The sequence below is a fragment of the Streptomyces sp. NPDC054842 genome (assembly GCF_053611025.1).
In genome coordinates this window covers 1-20771 of record NZ_JBSGZN010000077.1, presented here as the reverse complement: position 1 = coordinate 20771, position 20771 = coordinate 1, and the positions used below count along the sequence as shown (strand labels likewise).

The following is a 20771-nucleotide window of genomic DNA, read 5'->3' as shown; positions in this document are numbered from 1 at the left end:
CCAAGAAGTCCGGCCCCGCCGCCTCCGGCGACACCCTCGCCTCCCCCATGCAGGGCACCATCGTCAAGGTCGCCGTCGAAGAAGGCCAGGAAGTCGAGGAAGGCGACCTCGTCGTCGTCCTCGAAGCGATGAAAATGGAACAACCCCTCAACGCCCACCGCTCCGGCACCATCAAGAACCTCACCGCCGGAGTGGGCGCCTCCCTCACCTCCGGCGCCCCCATCTGCGACATCAAGGACTGAGCGACCGGACCGGGAGCGGCCCGCCCGACGTCACGACGCCCGAGGAACGGAACACGAGATGCAGCGGGTCGCGGTACGCAGGAACACCGAGCCGGTCGTGGCGGCGGCGCACGCCAGTCTGGGCCGCTACGACCATGTCGACACGGTGGCCGTCGACGTCGAACCCGGCGTCACCGCCGTCGACTTCACCCGGCGCATGCTGGGCTCGCCCCCGGGCTGGGTGCGGGCCCTGCTCGCCGTACGGGACGCGGCGGTGGCGCCCTTCGGCCTGAAACAGCGGGAACGGGGCGCGCCCGCGGCCGTCGCCGTCGGCGCCAAGATCGGCCCGCTGCGGCTGCTGAGCGTCTCGGACGAGGAAGTCCTGACGGGCGACGACGACAAGCATCTGAGTTTCCGCTGCTCCTTCGCCGTACGGCAGGGTCCGCGCGGTCCCGAGGCCGTGTGCACGACCGTCGTCCGCTATCACCGCAGGGCCGGCCGCCTCTACTTCCGGGCGATCGAGCCCTTTCACCACGCCGTCGTCGCCGGACTCGTCAAACGGGGAGCGCGGGGCGGCGAGCCGGGCGAAACCCGGGTCGCGGGCTGAAGGGTTCCCTCTCGACATTCTGTCGACGAAATAAGGTTCAATTCTCACCTAACTACTGTTCGTTGACGCTGAGAGTTGCTATAGGTAGACTCCCGAACGGGAATTCTGGAATCTTTTCACCAGCTTTTTCGGGGGATGATCCCGCACCGAGAGGAAAATCGTGCGGGGTCGTAACGGGGGATGTATGTCCAATGGGGAAACACTAGCGAATTCAAGCTTGTTCGGCAGTGCGGGGGTAGAGTTCTCGCACATTTCCAGCGACGCCGAGCAGGCACTCCTCGAAATCCGTGACCGTATCGAGTCGATCGTCTCCCGGGGGCAGCGCCCGTCCCCGGACAGCAGATCGCTGCTGGTCACCGCCGAGAGCGCCCGGGCGGCGCTCGGAGCCCTGCAGCGCCTGCTCGGCGAGGCGAAGCACAGCGTGAACGTCCTGGTGCCGTCGGACCGTTCGGCGGCCCGGCTGCGCATCCACGTGCTGTCGCAGCTGGCCGGCGAGGTGGCGGACGGCGTGCGCGTGCGGGTCCTGGACTCGCAGGCGACGGCGGACCGCGGACGGCTCGCCGAACTCCAGCGGCGCCGGCCGGGCATCGAGGTCAGACTCGGCGACGCGGCGCTCACCGGCGCGATCATCATCGACGCGGAGAACGTGCTCACCCGCTCCGAGGGCACGGGCAACGAGGGCCCGCGGCACATCGCGCTGGTCCGCGCGCCCGCCGTCGTCGACGCGCTGAACGCGCTGTTCACCGACGCCTGGGAGCGCGGGGTGCCACTCGCCGAGGACCAACTGCGCCACCAGGTCCCGCAGGACATCCTGCGCTGCCTGTGCGAGGGGTACACCGACGACGCCGCCGCCCGGGCGCTGTCGATCTCCGTGCGCACCTACCGCAGGCACGTGGCCGAGATCATGCGCGTACTGGGCGCGGGCTCGCGTTTCCAGGCGGGCGTCCGCGCGGCCGAGATGGGGCTGCTCAGAGCGGTCCGCGAGGCGGACGGGGGCCGCGCCGGGCACGGCTGAGGGCTCAGCAAGCTGCCACTTCCGGCCGGCTCCGCCGGGAACCACGGCTTCCGGCCGTCAGCAACCGGCCAGTCCGTTGTCCCGCTCCGGGACCCGGGCCTAGCTTGAGAGCAGTTCGAGCGGCGCTCGCGAGGCGGGATCTTCCCGCACGCGGCCCGCTGGGGGACCACGGCCAGTCACTCGGGCCGGGCCCGGCCGCGACGAGGCGGCCCCGGCCCGGCCGTGCCGAGACGGCACTCACTCATCCGCGCGGAACCACCGCACGCAGCGCCCCCTTTCCGGGGTGCCGCCGTGCGGCGGCGCGGCCGTGCCGCCGCGAGTGAATGGCCGGCAAGAATCAACGGGGAAGCTTGATGAAATCGCATATACCGGCCCGCCCCTGCGCGGATGTCCGGGGAGATGATCCGTCCCATTCGCATTCCATGCCGACGAACTCGAATCCGCTGCGGAAACTGTCCCGCGGGCGCGGGCGTCCGCCCTACGGATTCAAGGCGGCTGTCGTCCTCGACGGCACCGGACAGCGGCAGCAACTCGTCCCGGACGAGCACACGGCACCGGTCGTGCGCCGTATCTTTCACGAGTGCCTGGACGGCCGGAGCCTGCAGAGCATCGCCGAGGGCCTGAACGCCGACGGCGTCCCGAGTCCCGGCCCGGTGAACGCGGGTGCGGCCAGGCCGGCGTCCGGCTGGTCCAAGAGCACCGTGCGGGCCATCCTCCTCAACCCCCGCTATGCGGGACGTCACGCCCACGAGGGCCTCGCCGACGACACCGCCGGGGGCCGCCAGCTGATCGCGTCCGACGTCTTCGAGCAGGTCCACGCCGTGTTCGCCAGGCGCAGGAAGCGCACCGGGGAGTGCGACGCCGAGCCGCCGAAGCCGTACGCGCTGCGCGGGCTGCTGCGCTGCGGACGCTGCAACCGGCTGATGCAGGGCACCTGGAACAACGGCGAGCCCTACTACCGCTGCCGGGTCCCCGCCTCCGAGGACGCCGAGTGCGCGGACCACCCCCGCAACGTCTATCTGCGCGAGCAGGCCGCCATCGGCCCGCTGCTCGGCTGGCTGCGCGGGCTGGCCGCCCCGCAGGGCCTGCGCCGGCTGCTCGTCGCCGGCGGCGGGCACCACGCCGTGGCGGCGGCCCGGCACCAGCTCCGCTCCCTGGGCACGGACGGCGAGCCGGGGGCCTCCGCGCTCCAGGCGCTGGGCGTCCGGCTCAGCTGGTCCGACTCCGAACGGCTGCTGAACGTCAAGGCGGTGCTCGGCCCCGAGGGGCTGGTCGTCCGCACCCGGATCGCCCTGTAGAAGCCGCGCCACCCGCGGACGCGACCCGCGACCGCGACCGCGCGACCCGTCCGACCCGCGCGGCCCGAGGACCCGAGGAAGAGGAACCGAGTGCACTCCATCGAGCTGATGCCCCGGTCGACCGTCGTGAGACGGGACGGCGACGGCATCGAGATGACGTTCGCCGCGGACCCGGCGGCGCCCGTCTTCGCGGGCCACTACCCCGGCTTCCCGCTGCTGCCCGGCGTGTTCGCCCTGGACGCCGTGCACCACGCGGTGCTGCGGCACGCCCGGGACACCGGCGGCGGGACACCCGGACTCGCGGGCATCAGGTCCGTGCGGTTCCTGTCCCCCGTACTGCCCGGCGACACGCTGACGGTGGAGGCCGCGGTCGCCGCCGCGGACGGGGTGCGGGACGTGCGGGCCGTCTGCCGGACCGCGCGCGGCAAGAGCGCGACGCTGCGGCTGCGGTACCGCGACGCCGGACGCCCGGACCCGGACGCCGCACAGGAGGCTCCGGCGGGGGCGGCCACGGACACCGCCCCGGGTGCCTCCCACGGGGTGGCCGTGCTGAAGCGGCTCATCCCGCACCGCTATCCGGCGCTGCTGGTGGACCGGGTCCTCGCCGTGGAGCCGGGCCGGCGCATCGTCACGCGGAAGGCGGTGACGTGCAACGAGCCCTGGTACCGGGACCTTCCCGACGGGACCGCCGACTCCGGGTACGGGTATCCGGCGGCGCTGCTCATCGAGTCGTGGTGCCAGAGCGCGGCCCTGCTCGCCGCCTGGGACACGGACCCGGAGGAACTGGCGGGCCAGGTCGCCCTGTTCGGCGGCATGTCCGGCATCGAGGTCCTGGGCGAGGTACTGCCCGGCGACGTGCTGCGCCACGAGGTGACGATCAGCCGGGCGCTCGCCGGGACGTGGATCTTCGAGGGCGCCACCGCCACCGCCGACGGCAGACCGGTCCTGACGGTCGACAGCGTGATGACCGCCCTGCGCCCGAGCGAGGTGCTCGGGGCGCCGGCGCACACCTGACGCCGGCCCGACGGCGCGGGGAGGACGATGGCGGCCGTGCCCGGGAGCCGGCCGGGACCGTACTGGAGAAGGGGGCGGACGTCATGGCCGCTGGGAACGTACGCAGGCACGCCGCGCCGGTGCTCGACGCGGCCCGGGAGAGCCTCGGCGGCTGCGACCACGTGGACGCCGTGGCCGTGGACCTGCCGGCCGGTACCACCGCGGTCGACTTCACCCGCGCCGTCTTCCTGGGCACCCCGGAGTGGGTGCACCGGCTGATCGGGGTGCGGGACCGGGTGATGGCGCCCTTCGGCCTCCAGCGGCAGCGGCGCGTCGCCCCCGAGCACATCCGGATCGAACCGGGCCTGAAGATGGGGCCGTTCCGCCTGCTGACGGTCGGAGACGACGAGGTGCTGTGCGGGGACGACGACAAGCACCTGGACTTCCGGACGTCCTTCGCGGTCCGCCCGGCCGCCTCGGGCACCGGCACGGAGGGCGTCTGCACCACGGCCGTGCGCTTCCACCGCCCCGCCGGACGCCTGTACTTCACGGCGATCCAGCCGCTGCACCACCTGATCGTCCCCCGCGTCGTCGGCGGCGCCTGCCGCGCGGGGTGAGGCCCCGTCAGTGGCGGCCGGCCACCCGGTCCGCCAGCCGCGCCAGCCGCGAGGACCGGGCGGCGTGCGTGGCCAGCTCACGCCGGTCCGCGGTGCGGTAGGTGGCGTACATGCCGTGGACGCCGACGAAACGGAAGGGCTCCGGCTCCCACTTGCGGACCCGGTGGTTCACCCACGGCAGGGCGGTCAGCTCGGTGGGGCCCGCCTGGCCGGAGTCGTGCTGGACGAGGTCGCGCAGCGTGCGGGCGGCGAGGTTGGCGGTGGCGACGCCCGAACCGACGTAACCGCCCGCCCAGCCGAGGCCGGTGGAGCGGTCCAGGGTGACCGTGGCGCACCAGTCGCGCGGGACGCCGAGGACGCCGGACCACGCGTGCTCCACCCGCACGCCCGCCAGCGAAGGGAAGAGGCGCACGAGGATCTCGTGCAGCGCCTCCACGGTCGCCCGCTGCGTACGGCCGTCGTTGTCGGTGCGCGAGCCGAAGCGGTACGGCACCCCGCGCCCGCCGAGGGCGATGCGGCCGTCGGCGGTGCGCTGGGCGTACATGTACGCGTGCGCCATGTCGCCGAGCGTCTCGCGGCCCTCCCAGCCGACGGACTCCCACTGCGCGGAGGTCAGCGGCTCGGTGGCGATCATCGACGAGTTCATGGGCAGCCAGGTCCGCCGCTGGCCCTTCAGGGCGGCGGTGAAGCCCTCGGTGCAGCGCAGGACGTAGGGCGCGCGGACCGTGCCGTACGGGGTCACCGCGTGCTTGGGGCGGATCTCGGTCACGGGTGTCTGCTCGTGGATCGTCACGCCGAGCGCCTCGACGGCCGCGGCCAGCCCCTTGACCAGCTTCACCGGGTGCAGCCGGGCGCCGTGCGGGGTCCAGGCGGAGCCGACCGCGTCCGCGACCCGGATCCGCTCGGCGGTCTCGCGGGCGCCGTACAGCTCGCGGTCCTTCTCGCCGTAGGACAGCTCGGTGGCGTGGAAGTCCTTCAGCCGGGCCAACTGGGCCGGCGTGTACGCCACTTCGAGGACGCCGCCCTGGTGGATGTCGGCCTCGACGCCCTCCTCCGCGGCGACCCTGACGACCTCGCCGACGGTCTCGTTCATCGCCTGCTGGAGCCGCACGGCCGCGTCGTGGCCGTGCAGCCTCGCGTACCGGTCGCGGCCCGCGATGCCGTTGTAGAGCCAGCCGCCGTTGCGCCCCGAGGCGCCGTAGCCGCAGAACTTCTGCTCCAGGACGGTGACGCGCAGGAAGGGGGCCGCCTTCTTCAGGTAGTACGCGGTCCACAGGCCCGTGTAGCCGCCGCCGACGATCACCACGTCGGCCGACGCGTCCCCGGGCAGGAGCTCGCGCGGGCCGGGGAGCCCGTCCTGCGCGTACCAGAACGAGATGCCGCCGTTCACCGTGGCGGCGGTGCTTGCTGCGCTGCTCGCGGGCCTGCTGCTCATGGCCCGGACGTTAACCTCTGCGAGGCGCCGCTGTCTCCTTCGGATTTCGTGCTCTTCCGCTGCTCCGCGGCCCTCCGGGACCCCCTCCGGCACCCCGCGTCGGGCCACCGGGGGACCCCCTCGGGCACCCCGCGGCGGACCGCCGGGACACTCACGTAGCCTGCCCGCATGATCCGTACCGCGACCCCCGCCGACGTCCCCGCCATCCACGCGATGATCCGTGAGCTGGCCGAGTACGAGAAGGCGTTGCACGAGGCCAGGGCCACCGAGGAGCAGTTGCGCGAGGCGCTGTTCGGGGAGCGGCCCGCCGTGTTCGGGCTCGTCGCCGAGGAGGCGGGCGAGCCCGTCGGGTTCGCGCTGTGGTTCCTGAACTTCTCCACCTGGCGCGGGGTGCACGGGATCTACCTGGAGGACCTGTACGTACGGCCCGAGGCGCGCCGGGGCGGCCACGGCCGGGCGCTGCTCACCGAGCTGGCGCGGATCTGCGCCGAGCGCGGGTACGAGCGGCTGGAGTGGGCGGTGCTGAACTGGAACCGCCCCGCCATCGAGTTCTACGAGTCGCTGGGCGCCCGCCCGCAGGACGAGTGGAGCGTCTACCGTCTGACCGACGAGGCACTCGCCGCGCTCGGCTCGCGCGGCTGACTCCCGGCGTCCCGCGGGCCGTTCAGGGTTCCAGGACCACCTTGCCGACGGTGCGCCGGGTCTCCAGCGCGCGGTGGGCGTCGGCGGCCCGCGCGAGCGGGAAGCGCTGCACGGCGGGGGTGAGCCGCCCGGCCGCGGCCTCGGCGAGGGCGCGCTCCTCCAGGGTGCGCAGGGGGTCGGGGCCGCCCGCCTTCCGCAGCATCACGGCGCCGAGGACCTGCGTCGACACCCCGTCCACGAGGTAGGGGCCGCCGTCCCGGACGCCCTCGGCGGACCAGCCGAAGACGAGGTGCCGGCCGCCGGGCGCGAGCAGGCCGACGGCGGCCCGGGCGACGGCGCCGCCGACGCCGTCGAGGACCACGGTGGCCGCGCGGTCGCCCAGGTGGGCGCGGACCCGCTCCGGCCAGGCTGCGTCCCGGTAGTCGACGGCCAGGTCGGCGCCGTTCGCCCGGACCAGGGCGGTCTTCTCGGGGCCGCCCGCGAGGCCGATCACCTTGGCGCCCGCGTGCTTGGCGTACTGCACGAGCAGGGTGCCGATGCCGCCCGCCGCCGCCGGGACCACGGCCACGGCGCCGGGCCCCAGCTCCGCGAACTGCACGATCCCCAGCGCCGTACGCCCCGTGCCGATCATGGCGACGGCCGCCGCGAAGTCCAGTTCCTCCGGGATCCCGTGCAGCCGGGCGGCGTCGGTGAGGGCCAGCTCGGCGTAGCCGCCGGGGGCGAAACCGAGGTGGGCGACGACGCGCCGCCCGAGCAGGTGGGCGGGGGCGCCCTCGCCCAGGGACTCGACGACGCCGGCGACCTCCCGGCCGGGAATCGTGGGCAGTTCGGCGGGCCGGGGCGCCGGTCCCCGCATGCCCTCGCGCAGCGCGGTGTCCAGCAGGTGCACGCCGGCCGCGGCCACGGCGATCCGGACCTGCCCCGGGCCCGGTGCGGGATCCGCGGTCCGCTCGAAGGTGAGGTTCTCGGCGGGACCGAAGGCGTGCAGGCGTACGGCGTGCATGGCGGGGCTCCTCGCGGCGCGGCGTGACCCGTGCGGACCGCGCGGGGGTGCGCGGCCGTGGACGGGCCCTGAGGAACCCAGCCTTCAACCTCAGGCTTGCTTGAGGTCAAGGCGTTCCCGGACGCGCAGGGCCAGGGTCACCGCTTCGAGCGCGCTGTTGAACGACACCTCGGACAGGACACCCGGCGCCGCGACCTGGTCGCCGGCCAGGTAGACGCCGTCCCCGCGGTCCACGGCGGGCCGGTCGCGCCAGGTGGTCCCCGGCAGGTCGACCGCCCCCGTACGCCCCCGCGCCACGGCCTCACGGCGCCAGGTCAGGCGCTCCCGCCAGCCCGGGAACCCGAGGTCGAGCAACTGGTCGGCACGCGCGGCACCGTCGGCCCGCGACTCGTGCGGCGCGATCGGGATCTGGCCCTGGACGAGCTGTTCCCCGGCCGGGGCCAGGGTGCGGTCCTGGGCGGTGAAGCGCTCGATCCAGCCCGGCGCGTCCAGGTCCGAGACGGCGAAGGCGTCGCCGCGGCGGGTGCGGACGGCCAGGTCGACCAGGGCGGTCCGGCCCCCGGTCCAGGTGAGCGTGTCGTCCTTGAGGAGCCGCCGGGCGGCGTCGAGGGAGGTGGCGACGACGACCGGCCCCCGGTTCTCGGGCAGGGCGTCGACGCGGGAAAGGGTCTCCACCCGTACGCCGAGGTTCCAGGCGCGGGCCGCCATCCGGTCGATGACGCTCGCCCAGCCGCCGCGCGGACAGTGCGCCTCCGGAGGCAGCCGGGTGGCCCGGCGCAGCCGCTCCTGCACGAACGCCGCCGACAGGGAGCCCGGGTCGTGGTGGAAGAGGGCGACGGCCGAGTAGTGCGCGGCGGCCCGCGCGCCCTCCTCGCCCACCTGGGCGGTCGCCCAGGACAGGAAGTCGCTGTCCACGGGCGCCTGCCGGGCGGTGCGGCGCAGCAGCCTGAGCATCGCGAGGGGCGGGGTGCGGCGCAGGACGCCCCGGTGACGCAGGCGCAGCCGGGCGCCCTCCAGCGGCGGCAGCGGGGCGAGCGGGCCGATGAGGTCGCGCTGTTTGAGCCAGGTCCAGTGCGGGCCGCCGCTGTAGAGGGCGTGCGGTCCCTCGTTCGTCCGGTAGGGGCCCTCGGCGGTGCGGGCCCGGCCGCCCAGGGTGTGGTGCGCCTCGTACACGGTGACCTCGGCGCCGGCCTCGGCGGCGGTGATGGCGGCGGTGAGTCCGGCGAAACCGCCGCCGACGACGGTGATGCGGTGCATGGTCGGGTCTCCCTCTGTCGCGGTCCGGCCCCGGCCGGTGCTGGCCGAGGGCGGCCGGGTCCGTGACCAGGACGGTTCAGGCGCCCCGGGATGTGACATCGGGCGGAAAACGGCAGGTCAGGGCCGCTGTCAGTGGTGTGGTGCACGATGAGGGGATGGTGCACAGGGCGGCGGGCAGGACGGGCGCGGTGGGCAGGGCGGGCGGAGCGGGCGGAGCGGTCAAGGGGGCGCGGCGTCCCGGGGTGCGGCTCCCGCCCCTGGAGGCGTTCGCGGACGGCGGGCTGGAGCCGGACGGGGACTACGACGGGCTGGAGTTCCGGGACGCCGACCTCGCCGGGCAGGACGGCTCGGGCGCCCGCTTCATGGACTGCGCGCTCAAGGGCTGCGCGCTGGACGGGACACGGCTGCCGAACGCGCGCTTCCTGGACTCGGTGCTGTCGAACGCGCGCGGTGTGGGCACCGATCTCGCCGGGGCGACGCTGCGCGACGTCGAGCTGCTCGACGCCCGCATCGGGGGCGTGCAGCTGCACGGCGCGGTGCTGGAGCGGGTGCTGGTGCGCGGCGGGAAGATCGACTACCTGAATCTGCGCAAGGCCCGGCTCAAGGACGTGGTGTTCGAGGGGTGCGTGCTGGTCGAGCCCGACTTCGGTGCCGCCGCGCTGGAGCGCGTGGAGTTCGTCGACTGCGTGCTCAAGGGGGCGGACTTCAGCGCCGCCACGCTCAAGGACGTCGATCTGCGGGCGGCGGAGCTGGACATCGCGCGCGGGGTGGACCGGCTGGCGGGCGCGGTGATCAGCCCGTCCCAGCTGCTGGACCTGGCGCCCCTGCTGGCGGCGGAGCTGGGCCTGCGGGTGGTGGGCCCCGGCGGGCCGTGACGAACGGGGCTCCGGGGAGCGTCGGGTGAGGGCGGGTCAGCCGACGCGAGGGAAGCGGGCCAGGAGGGTCCAGATCGCCGGGTTGTCGGCCAGGCCCTCGTGCAGGTCGGTCAGGTCGGCGATCAGGTCGTGCAGGAAGTCGCGGGCCTCGCGGCGCAGTTCGGAGTGGGAGAAGGTCAGCGGGGCCTCCTCGACGGGCATCCAGTCGGCCTCGATGTCCACCCAGCCGAAGCGCCGCTCGAAGAGCATCCGGTCGGTGGACTCGGTGAAGTCGAGTTCGGCGTGCTGGGGGCGGGAGGCCCGGCTGCCCCGCGGGTCCCGGTCGAGCTGCTCCACGATGTCGCACAGCGCCCAGGCGAAGTCGAGCACCGGCACCCATCCCCAGGCTGTGGACAGCTCCCGGTCCGCCTTGGTGTCGGCGAGGTAGACGTCCCCGCAGAACAGGTCGTGCCGCAGCGCGCGGACGTCCGCGCGGCGGTAGTCGGTCTGCGGGGGGTCGGGGAAGCGGTGGGAGAGGGCGTAGCCGATGTCGAGCACGGAAGGAATGGTGTCACGCCCTCGTAGGATCACCGACGTGCCCCGATCTTCCGTCTCCGTACCCTTTGCCCTGGCCGCGGCCCTGCTCCTCACCGCGTGCGGCGGTGGTGTGGAGGGCGCCCCGGGGACCTCGGGCGTACGCGACCCGTACTTCCCGAAGGCGGGCAACGGAGGCTACGACGTCACGCACTACGGCCTGACCCTCTCCTACGACCCCGCGCGCGAGGACCTCACGGGCACGGCGGAGATCACGGCCCGCGCGACGCAGGACCTCAGCGCCTTCAACCTGGATTTGAAGGGCCTGCACGTCGGCGCCGTCACCGTCGAGGGGCGGGGCGCCCGCTGGAGCCGCACCGGCCAGGAGCTGACGGTGCGCCCGCACGACGACCTCGACCGGGGTGAGACGTTCCACGTGCGGGTCGCCTACTCGGGCACGCCCGGGACGGTCACCGATCCGGACGGCTCCGAGGAGGGCTGGCTGCCGACGTCCGACGGTGTCCTGGCCCTCGGCGAGCCCACCGGGTCGATGGCGTGGTTCCCCGGCAACCACCACCCCTCGGACAAGGCGTCGTACGACGTGGCGGTCACCGTCCCGGCGGGACTGCGGGCGGTCTCCAACGGGGAGCCGGGGAAGGAGACGGCCGGGAAGGGCCGCCGCACCTTCCGCTGGCACACGGCGGAGCCGATGGCGAGCTATCTGGCCTTCCTCGGGATCGGCCGGTACGACGTCCGCCGCACGACGACGAAGAGCGGACTGCCGCTGTACGTCGCGGTCGACCCCGCGCGGGCCGCGGCGAGCGCGAAGGTGCTGCGGCGGCTGCCGGAGATCCTCGCCTGGCAGGAGGACGCCTTCGGCCCGTACCCCTTCTCCTCCGCCGGCGCGGTCGTGGACGACGCCGACGGGGTGGGCTACGCCCTGGAGACCCAGAACCGGCCCGTCTTCCCGGGCGCCCCCGACCTCGGGACCCTCGTCCACGAGCTGGCCCACCAGTGGTTCGGCGACTCCGTGACCCCGAAGACCTGGCGGGACATGTGGCTCAACGAGGGGTTCGCGACCTACGCGGAGTGGCTGTGGGAGGAGGACCACGGGGGCGAGACGGCCGAGGAGACCTTCCAGGCCCTCTACCGGGGCGACTACTACGACGACACCGCGACCGGCGAGGCGGTGTGGGCCTTCCCGCCCGCCCGGCCCACCGACGCCGCCCACATCTCCGACAGCCCGGTCTACGAGCGCGGCGCCATGGTCCTGCACAAGATCCGCCGGACCGTCGGCGACGCCGCCTTCCGCGACCTCGTCCGGGGCTGGGCCGCCGCCCACCGGCACGGCAACGCCGGCACCGCGGACTTCACGGCCTACGTCGAGAAGCAGGCGCCGGACAAGGACTTCGACGTCATCTGGCGGGACTGGCTGTACGGGGAGGGCAAGCCGGACCACCCCTGAGGCCGGCCCGGCGAGTCCCAGGCCCGCGGCATCCGGCCCGCGGCACCCGGCGCTCGGGGCGCCCCTCGTCAGTGCGGCCGCGGCCGGGTGACGTCGGCCAGCGTTCGGCGCAGCACCGCGCAGGGGCGGCCCTGCTGAAGGTCCCTGCGGTGCCCGACGACCTCGTAACCGAGGGAGGTCCAGAAGGCGAGCGCCCCCGGGTTGTTGTCGAGGACGGCCAGCCGTACGGCGGTGCGGCCCGCCGTGCGCAGCCGGTCCTCGACGAGCGAGGCCAGCGTCCGCCCGTGCCCCCTGCGCTGTTCGCCCGCGTCGACCAGGAGCAGGCCGATCCACGGGTCGGGATCGGCCGGGTCCGGATGGTGCGCGAGGGTGATCGCGACCCCGACGAGCCGCCCGGCGGTGCGGGCGAGCAGCACCTCCACGTCCGGGTGGGCCAGCTCCTCGGCGAGCGCCGCCGCGACCTGCTCCGGGCGGATGTCGTCCGCGTCAGGGAAGTCCCCGTTGAGGGCGTAGAAGTCACGGTTGGAGGCGTAGAGGGCGGTCAGTTCCGTGAGGAGCGGGGCCGGGAGGTCGTGGTCGGGGGTGAGACGCAGGGATTCGAGGATCACGGGGGCAAACTACCGCCGCGCCGCGGGGCCGGGCCGGACCCGGCGCGGGGGACGCCGAAGCCCCCGGCCGCGGGGCCGGGGGCTTCGGGCGCTGCGCGGGAGCGGGATCAGACGCTCACGCCGAAGTCCTGGGCGATACCGGCCAGGCCCGAGGCGTAGCCCTGGCCGACCGCGCGGAACTTCCACTCGGCGCCGTTGCGGTAGAGCTCGCCGAAGACCATGGCCGTCTCCGTGGCCGCGTCCTCGGACAGGTCGTAGCGGGCGATCTCCGCGCCGCCGGCCTGGTTCACGATGCGGATGTACGCGTTGCGGACCTGGCCGAAGTTCTGCGAGCGGGTCTCGGCGTCGTAGATCGAGACCGGGAAGACGATCTTCTCGACGTCGGCCGGGAGGCCCGCCAGATTGACGTTGATCGCCTCGTCGTCGCCCTGGCCCTCACCCGTGCGGTTGTCGCCGGTGTGGACGATGGTCTGGTCCGGGGTCTGCTTGTTGTTGAAGAAGACGAAGTGACCGTCCGAGTAGACCTTGCCCTGCGGGTTGACCGCGATGGCCGAGGCGTCGAGGTCGAAGTCGGTACCGGTGGTGGTGCGGACGTCCCAGCCGAGGCCCACGGTGACGGCGGTCAGGCCCGGAGCCTCCTTGGTGAGCGAGACGTTGCCACCCTTGGACAGGCTTACAGCCATTGTTGGGAGTCCCTTCCCTCGTTGCGTACGTGCTCGGTGCCCGTACGTATGGGCTTCGTACGGGCACGAAGCTACAGCTACACCTATGAACGTCGAGGGGGGTACCTGAGGTTCCAGGTCTCTTTACTTTCTTTACCCGAAGGGACGCACCGGGCGGAAAAACGGGTGACGCGGACCGGACACACAGGCGACCATGGACCCCATGTCCGGTCCCTACGTCATCCGCGGCTCCGTCTCCCTGCCCGAGGCCGAGCTCATGTGGCGTTTCTCGCGCTCCTCGGGGCCCGGCGGGCAGCACGTGAACACCAGCGACTCCCAGGTGGAGCTGAGGTTCGACCTCGCGAAGACCGAGGCGCTGCCCCCGGTGTGGAAGGAGCGCGCCCTGGAGAGGCTGGCCGGGCGCCTGGTCGACGGCGTGGTCAGCGTGCGCGCCTCCGAGCACCGTTCGCAGTGGCGCAACCGCGAGACCGCGGCCGTCCGGCTCGCCTCGCTGCTCGCCGAGGCGAGCGCGCCGCCGCCCAGGCCCCGCCGGGCCACCCGCATCCCGCGCGGCATCAACGAGCGGCGGCTGCGCGAGAAGAAGCAGCGCTCCGACACCAAGCGGGGCCGCTCAGGCCACGACTGGGGCTGAGCGGAACCGCCCGTCCCGCCGCAGGCCGTGCGCCGACGGGGCCGCGGGCACATCCTGGTAGCAGGGGTTCCCGGAGGTGATCGTGATGGCGCGGACCGCTGTCGGATGGCATGTCGAGCTGGAATTCGAGGAGGACTCCCACCGCACCCGGGCGGCTGCCATGGTGCGGCTCCCGGACGGGAGCGAGGTAAGGGCGCACGGGTACTCGAGCCGCCACCCCTCCGACGCCGACCAGCCGAGGGTCGGCGAGGAGGTCGCGGGCGCCAGGGCGCTCAACGAGCTGGCGATGAAGCTGTTGACCAAGGCGCACGACGAGATCGACGAGGCCTCGGGCCGCACGTCGTACCCGCTGACGCCCTGACCGGCGTGGACCTCCGGCCACCGGCCGCCCGTCGTGGACGGCCGGTCGGCCGGTGGGCAGCCTGTGTCCCGGGCCGTCAGCCGAGCTGCCGGTAGCGGCCCTTGAAGTACGTCAGCGGCCCGCCGTCGGCGCTCGGCACCGCCGCGGTCAGCACGCGGCCGATGACGAGGGTGTGGTCGCCCGCGGTCACCCGCTGCTCCGTCCGGCACTCCAGGGTGGCCAGGGCGCCCCCGACCAGCGGCGCGCCCGACTCCTGGCCGCGCAGGTACGGGATGTCCTCGAACAGCAGGCGGTCGCTGATGCGGCCCTTCATGGCGAAGCGGCCCGCGACGTGGCGCTGGCTCTCGGACAGCACGGAGACCCCCCAGTTCGGCTGCTCGGCGAGCAGGTCGTCCATGCGGGAGCCCTCGCGCAGGCCGACCAGGACCAGGGGCGGGTCCAGGGACACGGACATGAAGGACGTGGCGGTCATGCCGACGTCCTCGCCGCCGGGCCCGTCGGGGTCCAGCGCGGGCTCGTGCGCGGTCACCAGGACCACGCCCGCGGCCAGCCGGGACATGACGGCGCGGAACTCGTCGTTGCTCACCCCATCAGCATGCCCGCCGGCGGGCGGCGGTCCGGACAGGGGGGAGAGGGCGGGGTCGGCGGGAGTCTTCAGCACGCGACGACGCTAGCCGCCGGTCCGGCGCCGCCGCATCGGACCAGCGGCCGAAGCGGGTCCTAGGACCACCGGCGGAGAACGCCGCCCGTCACGGAAAGCGGCCCGCCGTCCCGCGCGGACACCTATGCTCACAGCCCGCGCACATTTCCCCGTTATGAGGGCGGTAAACGCACAGTGAAAATGCAGAAAGCCCACGCAATTGCTCATGTTCTGCTGTGACTTGAGTCACAGGAGCCATATTTTGTTGACCCTGTGTACCGAGTGGGCAGCGCGCTGTGATTCAGTGGCGGGGACGATGTACGACGCCACAAGTGAAGCTACCAACCAGTAAGCCGAGTCACGCCGAAGAGAACCCTGGAGTTGCTGCGAGGTCTCGGGGGGAGGGCGCATGGAGACCGAGTCGGAGCCGTACGTCCGCCTTACGACCCTGCGGCAGCTGCACCAGGTGATGGCGGACATGAACACCGCCCGCAGCCTGGCCGACACGCTGCAGACCGTCGCCGACGGCGTGGTCAACGGCCTCGGCTACGAGCTGGCCTGCGTCAACCTCGTACGGCCGGACGGCGACCTGGTGGTGGCCGCCCTCGCCGGGAACTCCGCGGCCGAGGCGCTCATCACCGGCCGGGTCGGCTCGCGGGACTCCTGGGACCGCCGGCTCGGCATGGGCGAGGCGTGGGGCGACCTGCGGTTCATACCCCACACCGAGGGCTGGGTCCTCGACGAGGACGACGTCCCGCAGTGGTACACGGACGGTCCCGCGCCCCGCTTCGAGGACGAGTGGCACCCCTCCGACCGCCTCTTCGCGCCGATGTACACCCCCGGAGTCTCCGGAGCCCGCTGCGGCGAACTGATCGGCGTCCTGTCCGTGGACCGGCCGCGCAACGGCCGCCGGCCGGGCGCCTGGGGCCGCGAGGCGCTCCAGATGTACGCGTTCCAGGCCGCGATAGCCATCAGCAACGCCCGGCTGCGCGCCAACATGCAGCGCGCCCTGGTCCGCCTGGAGCGCGAGCAGCAGGCCCTGCGCGCCAGCGAGGAGAGCTTCCGCCAGGCCTTCGAGTACGCGCCCTCCGGCATGGCCATCGCCGAGATGGGCGGCGACCAGCACGGCCGGATCCTGCGCACGAACGACGCGCTGTGCCGGCTCCTCGGCCGCCCCGCCTCCGCGATGCGCCGCTACTCCTTCTCCGACCTCGTGCATCCCGAGGACATCGGCACCCTGCTCAGGACCTCCGCCGAGGGCGGCCGGGCCGAGCTGCGCCTCGGACGCCGCGACGGCACCTACGTCTGGGTCAGCCTGCGCAACTCGGTCGTCGCGGACGCCGCCGACGGGCCCCGCTTCCTGCTCACGCACGTCGAGGACATAGAGGAGCGCAAGCGCCGCGAGCTCCAGCTCGCCCACCGCGCCTCGCACGACTCGCTCACCGGCCTGCCGAACTCGGCCGAGCTGCGCTCCCGGCTGGGCGCCCGCCTCTGCCGGCGCCCGCAGTCCCTGCCGCCCGGCGCGGTCGCCTCGCTGGACGCGGCGTACGGGGCGTATCCGCCCGAGCACCCGGCCGCCTTCGACCAGGAGCCCCACGGGCACGGCCACGGCTTCGACTTCCGCCCGGAGACGGGCGCCTTCGACGGCTTCGACCACCACGTCCACACCATCGCGCCCGAGGGCGAGACGGACGACGGCACCAAGGGCCTCGCGGTGCTCTTCTGCGACCTCGACGGCTTCAAGTCGATCAACGACCGCTTCGGGCACAACGCGGGCGACGCGGTGCTCGTGGAGGTCGCCCGGCGGCTGACCAACGGCGTGCGGGACGGGGACACCGTCGCGCGGCTCGGCGGCGACGAGTTCGTGGTCCTCGCCGACGGCCTCGGCCGGGCCGACGCCCAGGACCTCGCCGTACGGCTGCGCAACGCGATCATCCCGCCCATCAGGGTCGACGGCCGGGCCGTCCGGGTGGGCGCGAGCTTCGGCATCGGGTGGGCACACTGCGGGATGACGGCGGACGAGGTCTTGAAATCCGCTGACGAGCGGATGTACGTAGAGAAACGGTCTCGTCCCAAACAACATCGGCGTGCGGGATAACACGCAGGTCAGTGGGTCGGTGAGGTCTGAGTCACCCGTTTGGGTCCCTCGGAGCGGGTAGGCTCGCCATTCACCCACGTACCGCATCCGACCCGCACCGCTGAGGAGTACCAAGGGATGACGCCCGGCAACAACGGCGCGAGCACGCCCGAGGACGACGACCCGTTCGGCTATCTGTACGCCGACGGCCAGGCCGCCGGAGCACAGCCGCCGAGCGGCGGCTACGGCTATCCAGGCTCGGTCAACCGGGTGCGCGCCGTGGGCGAGCGGCAGTACGGGCAGCAGGCCGGGTACGGCCAGCAGGCCCCGACCGCCCAGTACGGCCAGCAGGCTCCGGCCGCGCCGTACGGGCAGCAGGCTCCGCAGCAGGCGTACGGCCAGCAGCAGGCGCATCAGGGCGCCCCCGGCGCCACCGTCACCAGCCGGTCGGCCGGTCTCGACGGCGGCGGGCGGGGCCGCGGCCCCAACACCAGGGGTCTGCTGATCGGCGCCGTCGCGGTGGTCGCCGCCGTGGTCGTCGGCATCGGCATCGTGATGAGCGGCGGCGACTCGGACGACTCGAAGGACGACAAGGCCGGCGGCTCGACCCCGACGGCCTCGCAGAGCGCCGAGCCCAGCAAGTCGTCCGGCGCGCAGGCCGAGGACGAGGGCGAGCTGCCCGCGATCGACGCCAAGGCGCTGCGCCTGGACGGCGCCGTCACCGCGTCCGACGTCAAGGGCGCCAAGGCGGCCGGCGGCGTCTACGTGACGAACTTCAACCAGGTCGGCGCCGCGGTCACGTGGAACGTGAACGGCATCCCGAAGGACGGCAAGTACACCGTCTACACGGGCTACAGCGTGCCCGGCAAGGACGCCACCGCCACCCTCGCGGTCAACGGCAAGCCCCAGACCACTCCGCTCGCCCTGAAGAACTGGGCGAACGCGCCCGAGGGCGACTACGAGAAGGGCTGGACGAAGACCTACAACTACGTCGAGCTCAACAAGGGCACCAACACGATCAAGATCTCCTGCGAGCAGGGCAACCAGTGCGACGCCCTCCTCGACCAGATGTGGCTCGTGAGGGGCTGGAAGGGCTAGACCCGGCCCCCGCCGCCTGCCGCTGAGGGCGCTTGGACCGATCCCCGACCTGCGTGGCTGTCCGCCTGCAACCTTTTCCCCGGTCCGACTGTCTCCTGATCATCAACCGCCGCTCCTGTCTCCGTGGTCCCTGAGAAACCCGTCGGCACAAGAGCGGTCGCACAGAATCATCAGGAGACAGTTCATGCGCATTCGCCCCGCAGCCTGCGCGGCACTCCTCGTGGCGTTCCTCGCCCCCGTCCTCACGGCACCCCCAGCCGACGCGGCGGCGGCCAGGTACGCGGACGACTTCAACGGCGACGGCTACCGCGACTACGCCGCCTACACCTACGAGCAGTACAGCAAGGGCGGCGGCGTCCGGATCACCTTCGGTACCGCCTCCGGACCCGGCACCGAGAGCCAGTTGATCACCCAGGACAGCCCCGGTGTCCCCGGCGCCGACGAGACGGAGGACCAGTTCGGCGACGTCCGGGTGCCCGCCGACTTCAACGCCGACGGATACGGGGACCTCGCCGTGTCGGTGTCGCGCGAGGACGTCGACGGACGCACGGACGAGGGCGGCGTCGTCATCCTGTGGGGAAGCGCGACCGGCCTCTCGGGTGGCACCTCTATCCCCAACGCCGGCGCCAAGGTGGCGAACGCCCGCTTCGGCCGCGACCTCGCCGCCGGGGACTTCAACGGGGACGGCAAGAAGGACCTGGCCGCGATCAGCGGGAGCAAGGCCTACGTCTACCGCAGCATCACGCGCACCGGTGTGGCGGGCTCGGTCACCAGCCACGACAAGACGACGAAGTTCGCGCCCACGTCCCTCGTCTCGGGCAGCATGAACGGGGACTCCAAGACCGATCTGGTGATCATCGGAATCACCGACGAGCCCGACAACTTCGGCACGGACGCGTGGTTCATCAAGGGCGGCTCCCCGCTCAGCGCGGGCAAGACCCTGCGCCTCGTCACGGACTACGGCGACCCCAGCGAGGCGGTGATCGCCGACTTCGACAAGGACGGCTACGGGGACCTCGCGGCGGGCAGCCAGATGTACAACGACTACCAGGGCCGGGTGTCCCTGTGGTACGGCTCCTCCACCGGCCCCGCCACCGCCGTCCGCATCACGCAGGCCACCACCAACGTCGCGGGCACCCCGGAGTCCGGCGACCTGTTCGGCTCCTCCGTCTCGGCCGCCGACATCAACGGCGACGGCTACAAGGACCTCGCGATCGGCGTCTACGGAGAGAAGATCAGCCAGGAGACGACCGAGGGCGGCGTCCACGTCCTGCGCGGCGGCGCGAGCGGGATCACCGGCACCAACTCCAAGTGGCTCGCCCGCAACACCGCCGGCGTCCCCGGCGACGTCGCATGGAACGACTGCTTCGGCGACCCGGTCCGCCTCCGCGACACCGACCGCGACGGCAAGGCCGATCTCTACGTCGGCGCCATCAACGGCTCGCTGCGCTTCCCCGGCACGTCGTCCGGCGTCACCACGACCGGTGCGACCGACGCCGACACCGAGGCCATCTGGGGCATGCTCCAGTAGCCCCGGCGGAATGTGCCGGACGGCTGCGGCTCCTGGGCCGACGATCTTGACCGGTTCCGGCCGCCGCGGGCGCCACACTCGGCGGCCGGCCACCCCTCAGCCGCGGGAACAACGCTGCGGCTCAGTACACCTGGGCCGCGGCGGCCTCGTGCGTCACCGTCACCCGGTCCAGCAGGTCCTCGTAGGCCGCCCGGTCGAACTCGCCCGCCGCGGGCGCCAGGACGGTCGCCGCCGACAGGGCGACGGCCCGGGCCAGGCGCTCCGGCCAGCCGAGACGCTCCACGAGCCCCGACAGCAGGCCCGCGACCGCCGAGTCGCCCGCGCCGGTCGGGTTGCCCGGGACGCGGCGCGGCGGTGCCGCCCGCCAGCGGCCCTCGGCGTTCACCGCGAGAAGTCCCTGCGCGCCCAGCGAGGCCACCACCGTGCGGGCACCCCGTCTGCGGGCGTCCCGGGTGGCCTGGGCCGGATCGTGCGAGCCGGTCAGCTCGGCCAGCTCGTCGGCGTTCGGCTTGACGAGGTCGGGGCGGGCGGCGAGCCCCCTGCGCAGCGGCTCCCCGCTGGTGTCGAGGAGGACCGGGACCGCCGCCGCGCGGGCCGCCCGGACGAGCCCCGCGTACGCGCCGACCGGCACCCCCGGCGGCAGGCTGCCGCACAGGGCAACCGCCGACACCGAGGGCAGCAGCGCCGCGTAGGTCTCCTGGAAGGCGGCCCACTCGTCCGGGGTGATGGTCGGCCCCGGCTCGTTGAGCTGGGTCGTGTCGCCCGTCGCCGTGTCCGCCACGGCTATCGTGCGCCGGGTCGCGCCCGCCACCGGCAGCAGGGCGTCCACCACCCCGGGGACCCGCGCCAGGCGCTCCCGCAGGACGTCGCCGGTGGCGCCGCCCGCGAAGCCGGTGGCCGTCACCCGGTGGCCGAGGGCGGCGAGCACGCGGGCCACGTTCAGCCCCTTGCCGCCGGGCCGTTCGCTCACCTCGGTGACCCGGTGCGAGGCGTGCGGCCGCAGGGCCGGTACGCGATAGGTGATGTCGAGAGCGGTGTTCAGCGTGACCGTGAGGATCACCTGGGCCGACCTCCCCAGGAGTCGTGGTGAAGTGCGCGCTTGCCCGCGTGCGGAGACACGATCATGCCAAAGACGACGGCGGCGGGCCTAGGTCGTGTCCGCAAAGTCCCGCCTGTTCGCCCTCCGGGCGGACGGCGGGAC

General features: G+C 73.4%; 22 protein-coding genes. 14 read left to right on the top strand and 8 right to left on the bottom strand.

Features of this window, described 5'->3' with window-relative positions:
• The 6 genes from ACWGIS_RS34985 to ACWGIS_RS34960 all read left to right on the top strand — a co-directional run.
• Positions 1–242: acetyl-CoA carboxylase biotin carboxyl carrier protein subunit (locus tag ACWGIS_RS34985; RefSeq protein WP_453366535.1), on the top strand; the 242-nt coding region annotated here is incomplete at its 5' end.
• A 58-nt stretch (positions 243–300) separates the two neighbouring features.
• Entirely contained in the window at positions 301–828 is a 528-nt protein-coding gene (locus ACWGIS_RS34980; protein WP_453366534.1) for a DUF2867 domain-containing protein, read from the top strand.
• Positions 829–1045: 217 nt separating this feature from the next.
• A complete protein-coding gene (locus tag ACWGIS_RS34975) occupies positions 1046–1843 on the top strand; it encodes a response regulator transcription factor (RefSeq protein ID WP_453366533.1) in 798 nt (265 codons plus the stop codon).
• A gap of 422 nt (positions 1844–2265) precedes the next feature.
• Positions 2266–3141, top strand: coding sequence for a recombinase family protein (locus ACWGIS_RS34970; protein WP_453366532.1), 876 nt, complete (start codon positions 2266–2268; stop codon positions 3139–3141).
• A 90-nt stretch (positions 3142–3231) separates the two neighbouring features.
• A complete protein-coding gene (locus ACWGIS_RS34965; RefSeq protein ID WP_453366531.1) occupies positions 3232–4155 on the top strand; it encodes a 3-hydroxyacyl-ACP dehydratase FabZ family protein in 924 nt (307 codons plus the stop codon).
• 83 nt (positions 4156–4238) lie between these two features.
• On the top strand, positions 4239–4751 hold the full coding sequence (locus ACWGIS_RS34960; protein ID WP_453366530.1) for a DUF2867 domain-containing protein: 513 nt from the start codon (positions 4239–4241) through the stop codon (positions 4749–4751).
• Positions 4752–4758: 7 nt separating this feature from the next.
• On the opposite strand, the gene ACWGIS_RS34955 is transcribed toward ACWGIS_RS34960, so the two are convergent.
• Positions 4759–6186, bottom strand: coding sequence for an NAD(P)/FAD-dependent oxidoreductase (locus ACWGIS_RS34955; protein ID WP_453366529.1), 1428 nt, complete (start codon positions 6184–6186; stop codon positions 4759–4761).
• Positions 6187–6354: 168 nt separating this feature from the next.
• Between ACWGIS_RS34955 and ACWGIS_RS34950 the strand changes: the two genes are divergently transcribed.
• Complete coding sequence (locus tag ACWGIS_RS34950) at positions 6355–6828, top strand: N-acetyltransferase family protein (RefSeq protein WP_453366528.1); 474 nt, start codon at positions 6355–6357, stop codon at positions 6826–6828.
• Positions 6829–6850: 22 nt separating this feature from the next.
• Here the strand turns inward: ACWGIS_RS34950 and ACWGIS_RS34945 are convergent, their stop codons facing one another.
• Positions 6851–7831, bottom strand: coding sequence for a zinc-binding dehydrogenase (locus tag ACWGIS_RS34945; protein WP_453366527.1), 981 nt, complete (start codon positions 7829–7831; stop codon positions 6851–6853).
• A 90-nt stretch (positions 7832–7921) separates the two neighbouring features.
• Entirely contained in the window at positions 7922–9088 is a 1167-nt protein-coding gene (locus ACWGIS_RS34940; RefSeq protein ID WP_453366526.1) for an FAD-dependent oxidoreductase, read from the bottom strand.
• A 155-nt stretch (positions 9089–9243) separates the two neighbouring features.
• Between ACWGIS_RS34940 and ACWGIS_RS34935 the strand changes: the two genes are divergently transcribed.
• Entirely contained in the window at positions 9244–9963 is a 720-nt protein-coding gene (locus ACWGIS_RS34935) for a pentapeptide repeat-containing protein (RefSeq protein ID WP_453366525.1), read from the top strand.
• Positions 9964–9999: 36 nt separating this feature from the next.
• Here the strand turns inward: ACWGIS_RS34935 and ACWGIS_RS34930 are convergent, their stop codons facing one another.
• A complete protein-coding gene (locus tag ACWGIS_RS34930) occupies positions 10000–10500 on the bottom strand; it encodes a hypothetical protein (protein ID WP_453366524.1) in 501 nt (166 codons plus the stop codon).
• Between the two features lie 7 nt (positions 10501–10507).
• Here ACWGIS_RS34930 and ACWGIS_RS34925 point away from each other — a divergent pair, with 7 nt between their 5' ends.
• Positions 10508–11941, top strand: a complete 1434-nt coding sequence (locus ACWGIS_RS34925) for a M1 family metallopeptidase (protein WP_453366536.1) — start codon at positions 10508–10510, stop codon at positions 11939–11941.
• A gap of 68 nt (positions 11942–12009) precedes the next feature.
• On the opposite strand, the gene ACWGIS_RS34920 is transcribed toward ACWGIS_RS34925, so the two are convergent.
• Both ACWGIS_RS34920 and ACWGIS_RS34915 read right to left on the bottom strand, forming a co-directional pair.
• The gene (locus ACWGIS_RS34920) at positions 12010–12549 is read right to left on the bottom strand and encodes an N-acetyltransferase family protein (RefSeq protein ID WP_453366523.1); all 540 of its coding nucleotides are present in this window, start codon (positions 12547–12549) and stop codon (positions 12010–12012) included.
• A 107-nt stretch (positions 12550–12656) separates the two neighbouring features.
• Positions 12657–13232, bottom strand: a complete 576-nt coding sequence (locus tag ACWGIS_RS34915; RefSeq protein WP_453366522.1) for a TerD family protein — start codon at positions 13230–13232, stop codon at positions 12657–12659.
• Positions 13233–13425: 193 nt separating this feature from the next.
• On the opposite strand from ACWGIS_RS34915, the gene arfB reads away from it, so the two are divergent.
• On the top strand, positions 13426–13863 hold the full coding sequence (gene arfB, locus ACWGIS_RS34910; RefSeq protein ID WP_453366521.1) for an alternative ribosome rescue aminoacyl-tRNA hydrolase ArfB: 438 nt from the start codon (positions 13426–13428) through the stop codon (positions 13861–13863).
• An 85-nt stretch (positions 13864–13948) separates the two neighbouring features.
• Positions 13949–14224 carry a DUF1876 domain-containing protein gene (locus ACWGIS_RS34905; RefSeq protein ID WP_355787954.1) on the top strand — a complete coding sequence of 92 codons (276 nt, stop codon included), beginning with the start codon at positions 13949–13951 and terminating at the stop codon, positions 14222–14224.
• A gap of 76 nt (positions 14225–14300) precedes the next feature.
• On the opposite strand, the gene ACWGIS_RS34900 is transcribed toward ACWGIS_RS34905, so the two are convergent.
• Complete coding sequence (locus tag ACWGIS_RS34900; protein ID WP_453366520.1) at positions 14301–14885, bottom strand: flavin reductase family protein; 585 nt, start codon at positions 14883–14885, stop codon at positions 14301–14303.
• A gap of 388 nt (positions 14886–15273) precedes the next feature.
• Here ACWGIS_RS34900 and cdgB point away from each other — a divergent pair, with 388 nt between their 5' ends.
• The 3 genes from cdgB (at position 15274) to ACWGIS_RS34885 (ending at position 19570) form a co-directional block, all read left to right on the top strand.
• Positions 15274–16962 (top strand): diguanylate cyclase CdgB, encoded by a 1689-nt coding sequence (gene cdgB / locus ACWGIS_RS34895; protein WP_453366519.1) that lies wholly within the window; start codon positions 15274–15276, stop codon positions 16960–16962.
• Between the two features lie 117 nt (positions 16963–17079).
• A complete protein-coding gene (locus ACWGIS_RS34890; protein ID WP_453366518.1) occupies positions 17080–18039 on the top strand; it encodes a CBM35 domain-containing protein in 960 nt (319 codons plus the stop codon).
• A gap of 184 nt (positions 18040–18223) precedes the next feature.
• Positions 18224–19570: an FG-GAP and VCBS repeat-containing protein gene (locus tag ACWGIS_RS34885; protein ID WP_453366517.1), complete on the top strand. Its 1347-nt coding sequence runs from the start codon at positions 18224–18226 to the stop codon at positions 19568–19570.
• A gap of 121 nt (positions 19571–19691) precedes the next feature.
• On the opposite strand, the gene ACWGIS_RS34880 is transcribed toward ACWGIS_RS34885, so the two are convergent.
• The gene (locus ACWGIS_RS34880) at positions 19692–20630 is read right to left on the bottom strand and encodes a 1-phosphofructokinase family hexose kinase (protein WP_453366516.1); all 939 of its coding nucleotides are present in this window, start codon (positions 20628–20630) and stop codon (positions 19692–19694) included.
• Between the last annotated feature and the right edge of the window lie 141 nt (positions 20631–20771).

What these genes read in the sequence shown, in the direction of transcription:
- ACWGIS_RS34980 (WP_453366534.1), top strand. Translation starts at nt 301, where the DNA reads ATGCAGCGGGTCGCGGTACGCAGGAACACCGAGCCGGTCGTGGCGGCG.
- ACWGIS_RS34970 (WP_453366532.1), top strand. Translation starts at nt 2,266, where the DNA reads ATGCCGACGAACTCGAATCCGCTGCGGAAACTGTCCCGCGGGCGCGGG.
- ACWGIS_RS34960 (WP_453366530.1), top strand. Translation starts at nt 4,239, where the DNA reads ATGGCCGCTGGGAACGTACGCAGGCACGCCGCGCCGGTGCTCGACGCG.
- ACWGIS_RS34955 (WP_453366529.1), bottom strand. Translation starts at nt 6,186, where the DNA reads ATGAGCAGCAGGCCCGCGAGCAGCGCAGCAAGCACCGCCGCCACGGTG.
- ACWGIS_RS34950 (WP_453366528.1), top strand. Translation starts at nt 6,355, where the DNA reads ATGATCCGTACCGCGACCCCCGCCGACGTCCCCGCCATCCACGCGATG.
- ACWGIS_RS34945 (WP_453366527.1), bottom strand. Translation starts at nt 7,831, where the DNA reads ATGCACGCCGTACGCCTGCACGCCTTCGGTCCCGCCGAGAACCTCACC.
- ACWGIS_RS34940 (WP_453366526.1), bottom strand. Translation starts at nt 9,088, where the DNA reads ATGCACCGCATCACCGTCGTCGGCGGCGGTTTCGCCGGACTCACCGCC.
- ACWGIS_RS34935 (WP_453366525.1), top strand. Translation starts at nt 9,244, where the DNA reads ATGGTGCACAGGGCGGCGGGCAGGACGGGCGCGGTGGGCAGGGCGGGC.
- ACWGIS_RS34925 (WP_453366536.1), top strand. Translation starts at nt 10,508, where the DNA reads ATGGTGTCACGCCCTCGTAGGATCACCGACGTGCCCCGATCTTCCGTC.
- ACWGIS_RS34915 (WP_453366522.1), bottom strand. Translation starts at nt 13,232, where the DNA reads ATGGCTGTAAGCCTGTCCAAGGGTGGCAACGTCTCGCTCACCAAGGAG.
- arfB (WP_453366521.1), top strand. Translation starts at nt 13,426, where the DNA reads ATGGACCCCATGTCCGGTCCCTACGTCATCCGCGGCTCCGTCTCCCTG.
- ACWGIS_RS34905 (WP_355787954.1), top strand. Translation starts at nt 13,949, where the DNA reads ATGGCGCGGACCGCTGTCGGATGGCATGTCGAGCTGGAATTCGAGGAG.
- cdgB (WP_453366519.1), top strand. Translation starts at nt 15,274, where the DNA reads ATGGAGACCGAGTCGGAGCCGTACGTCCGCCTTACGACCCTGCGGCAG.
- ACWGIS_RS34890 (WP_453366518.1), top strand. Translation starts at nt 17,080, where the DNA reads ATGACGCCCGGCAACAACGGCGCGAGCACGCCCGAGGACGACGACCCG.
- ACWGIS_RS34885 (WP_453366517.1), top strand. Translation starts at nt 18,224, where the DNA reads ATGCGCATTCGCCCCGCAGCCTGCGCGGCACTCCTCGTGGCGTTCCTC.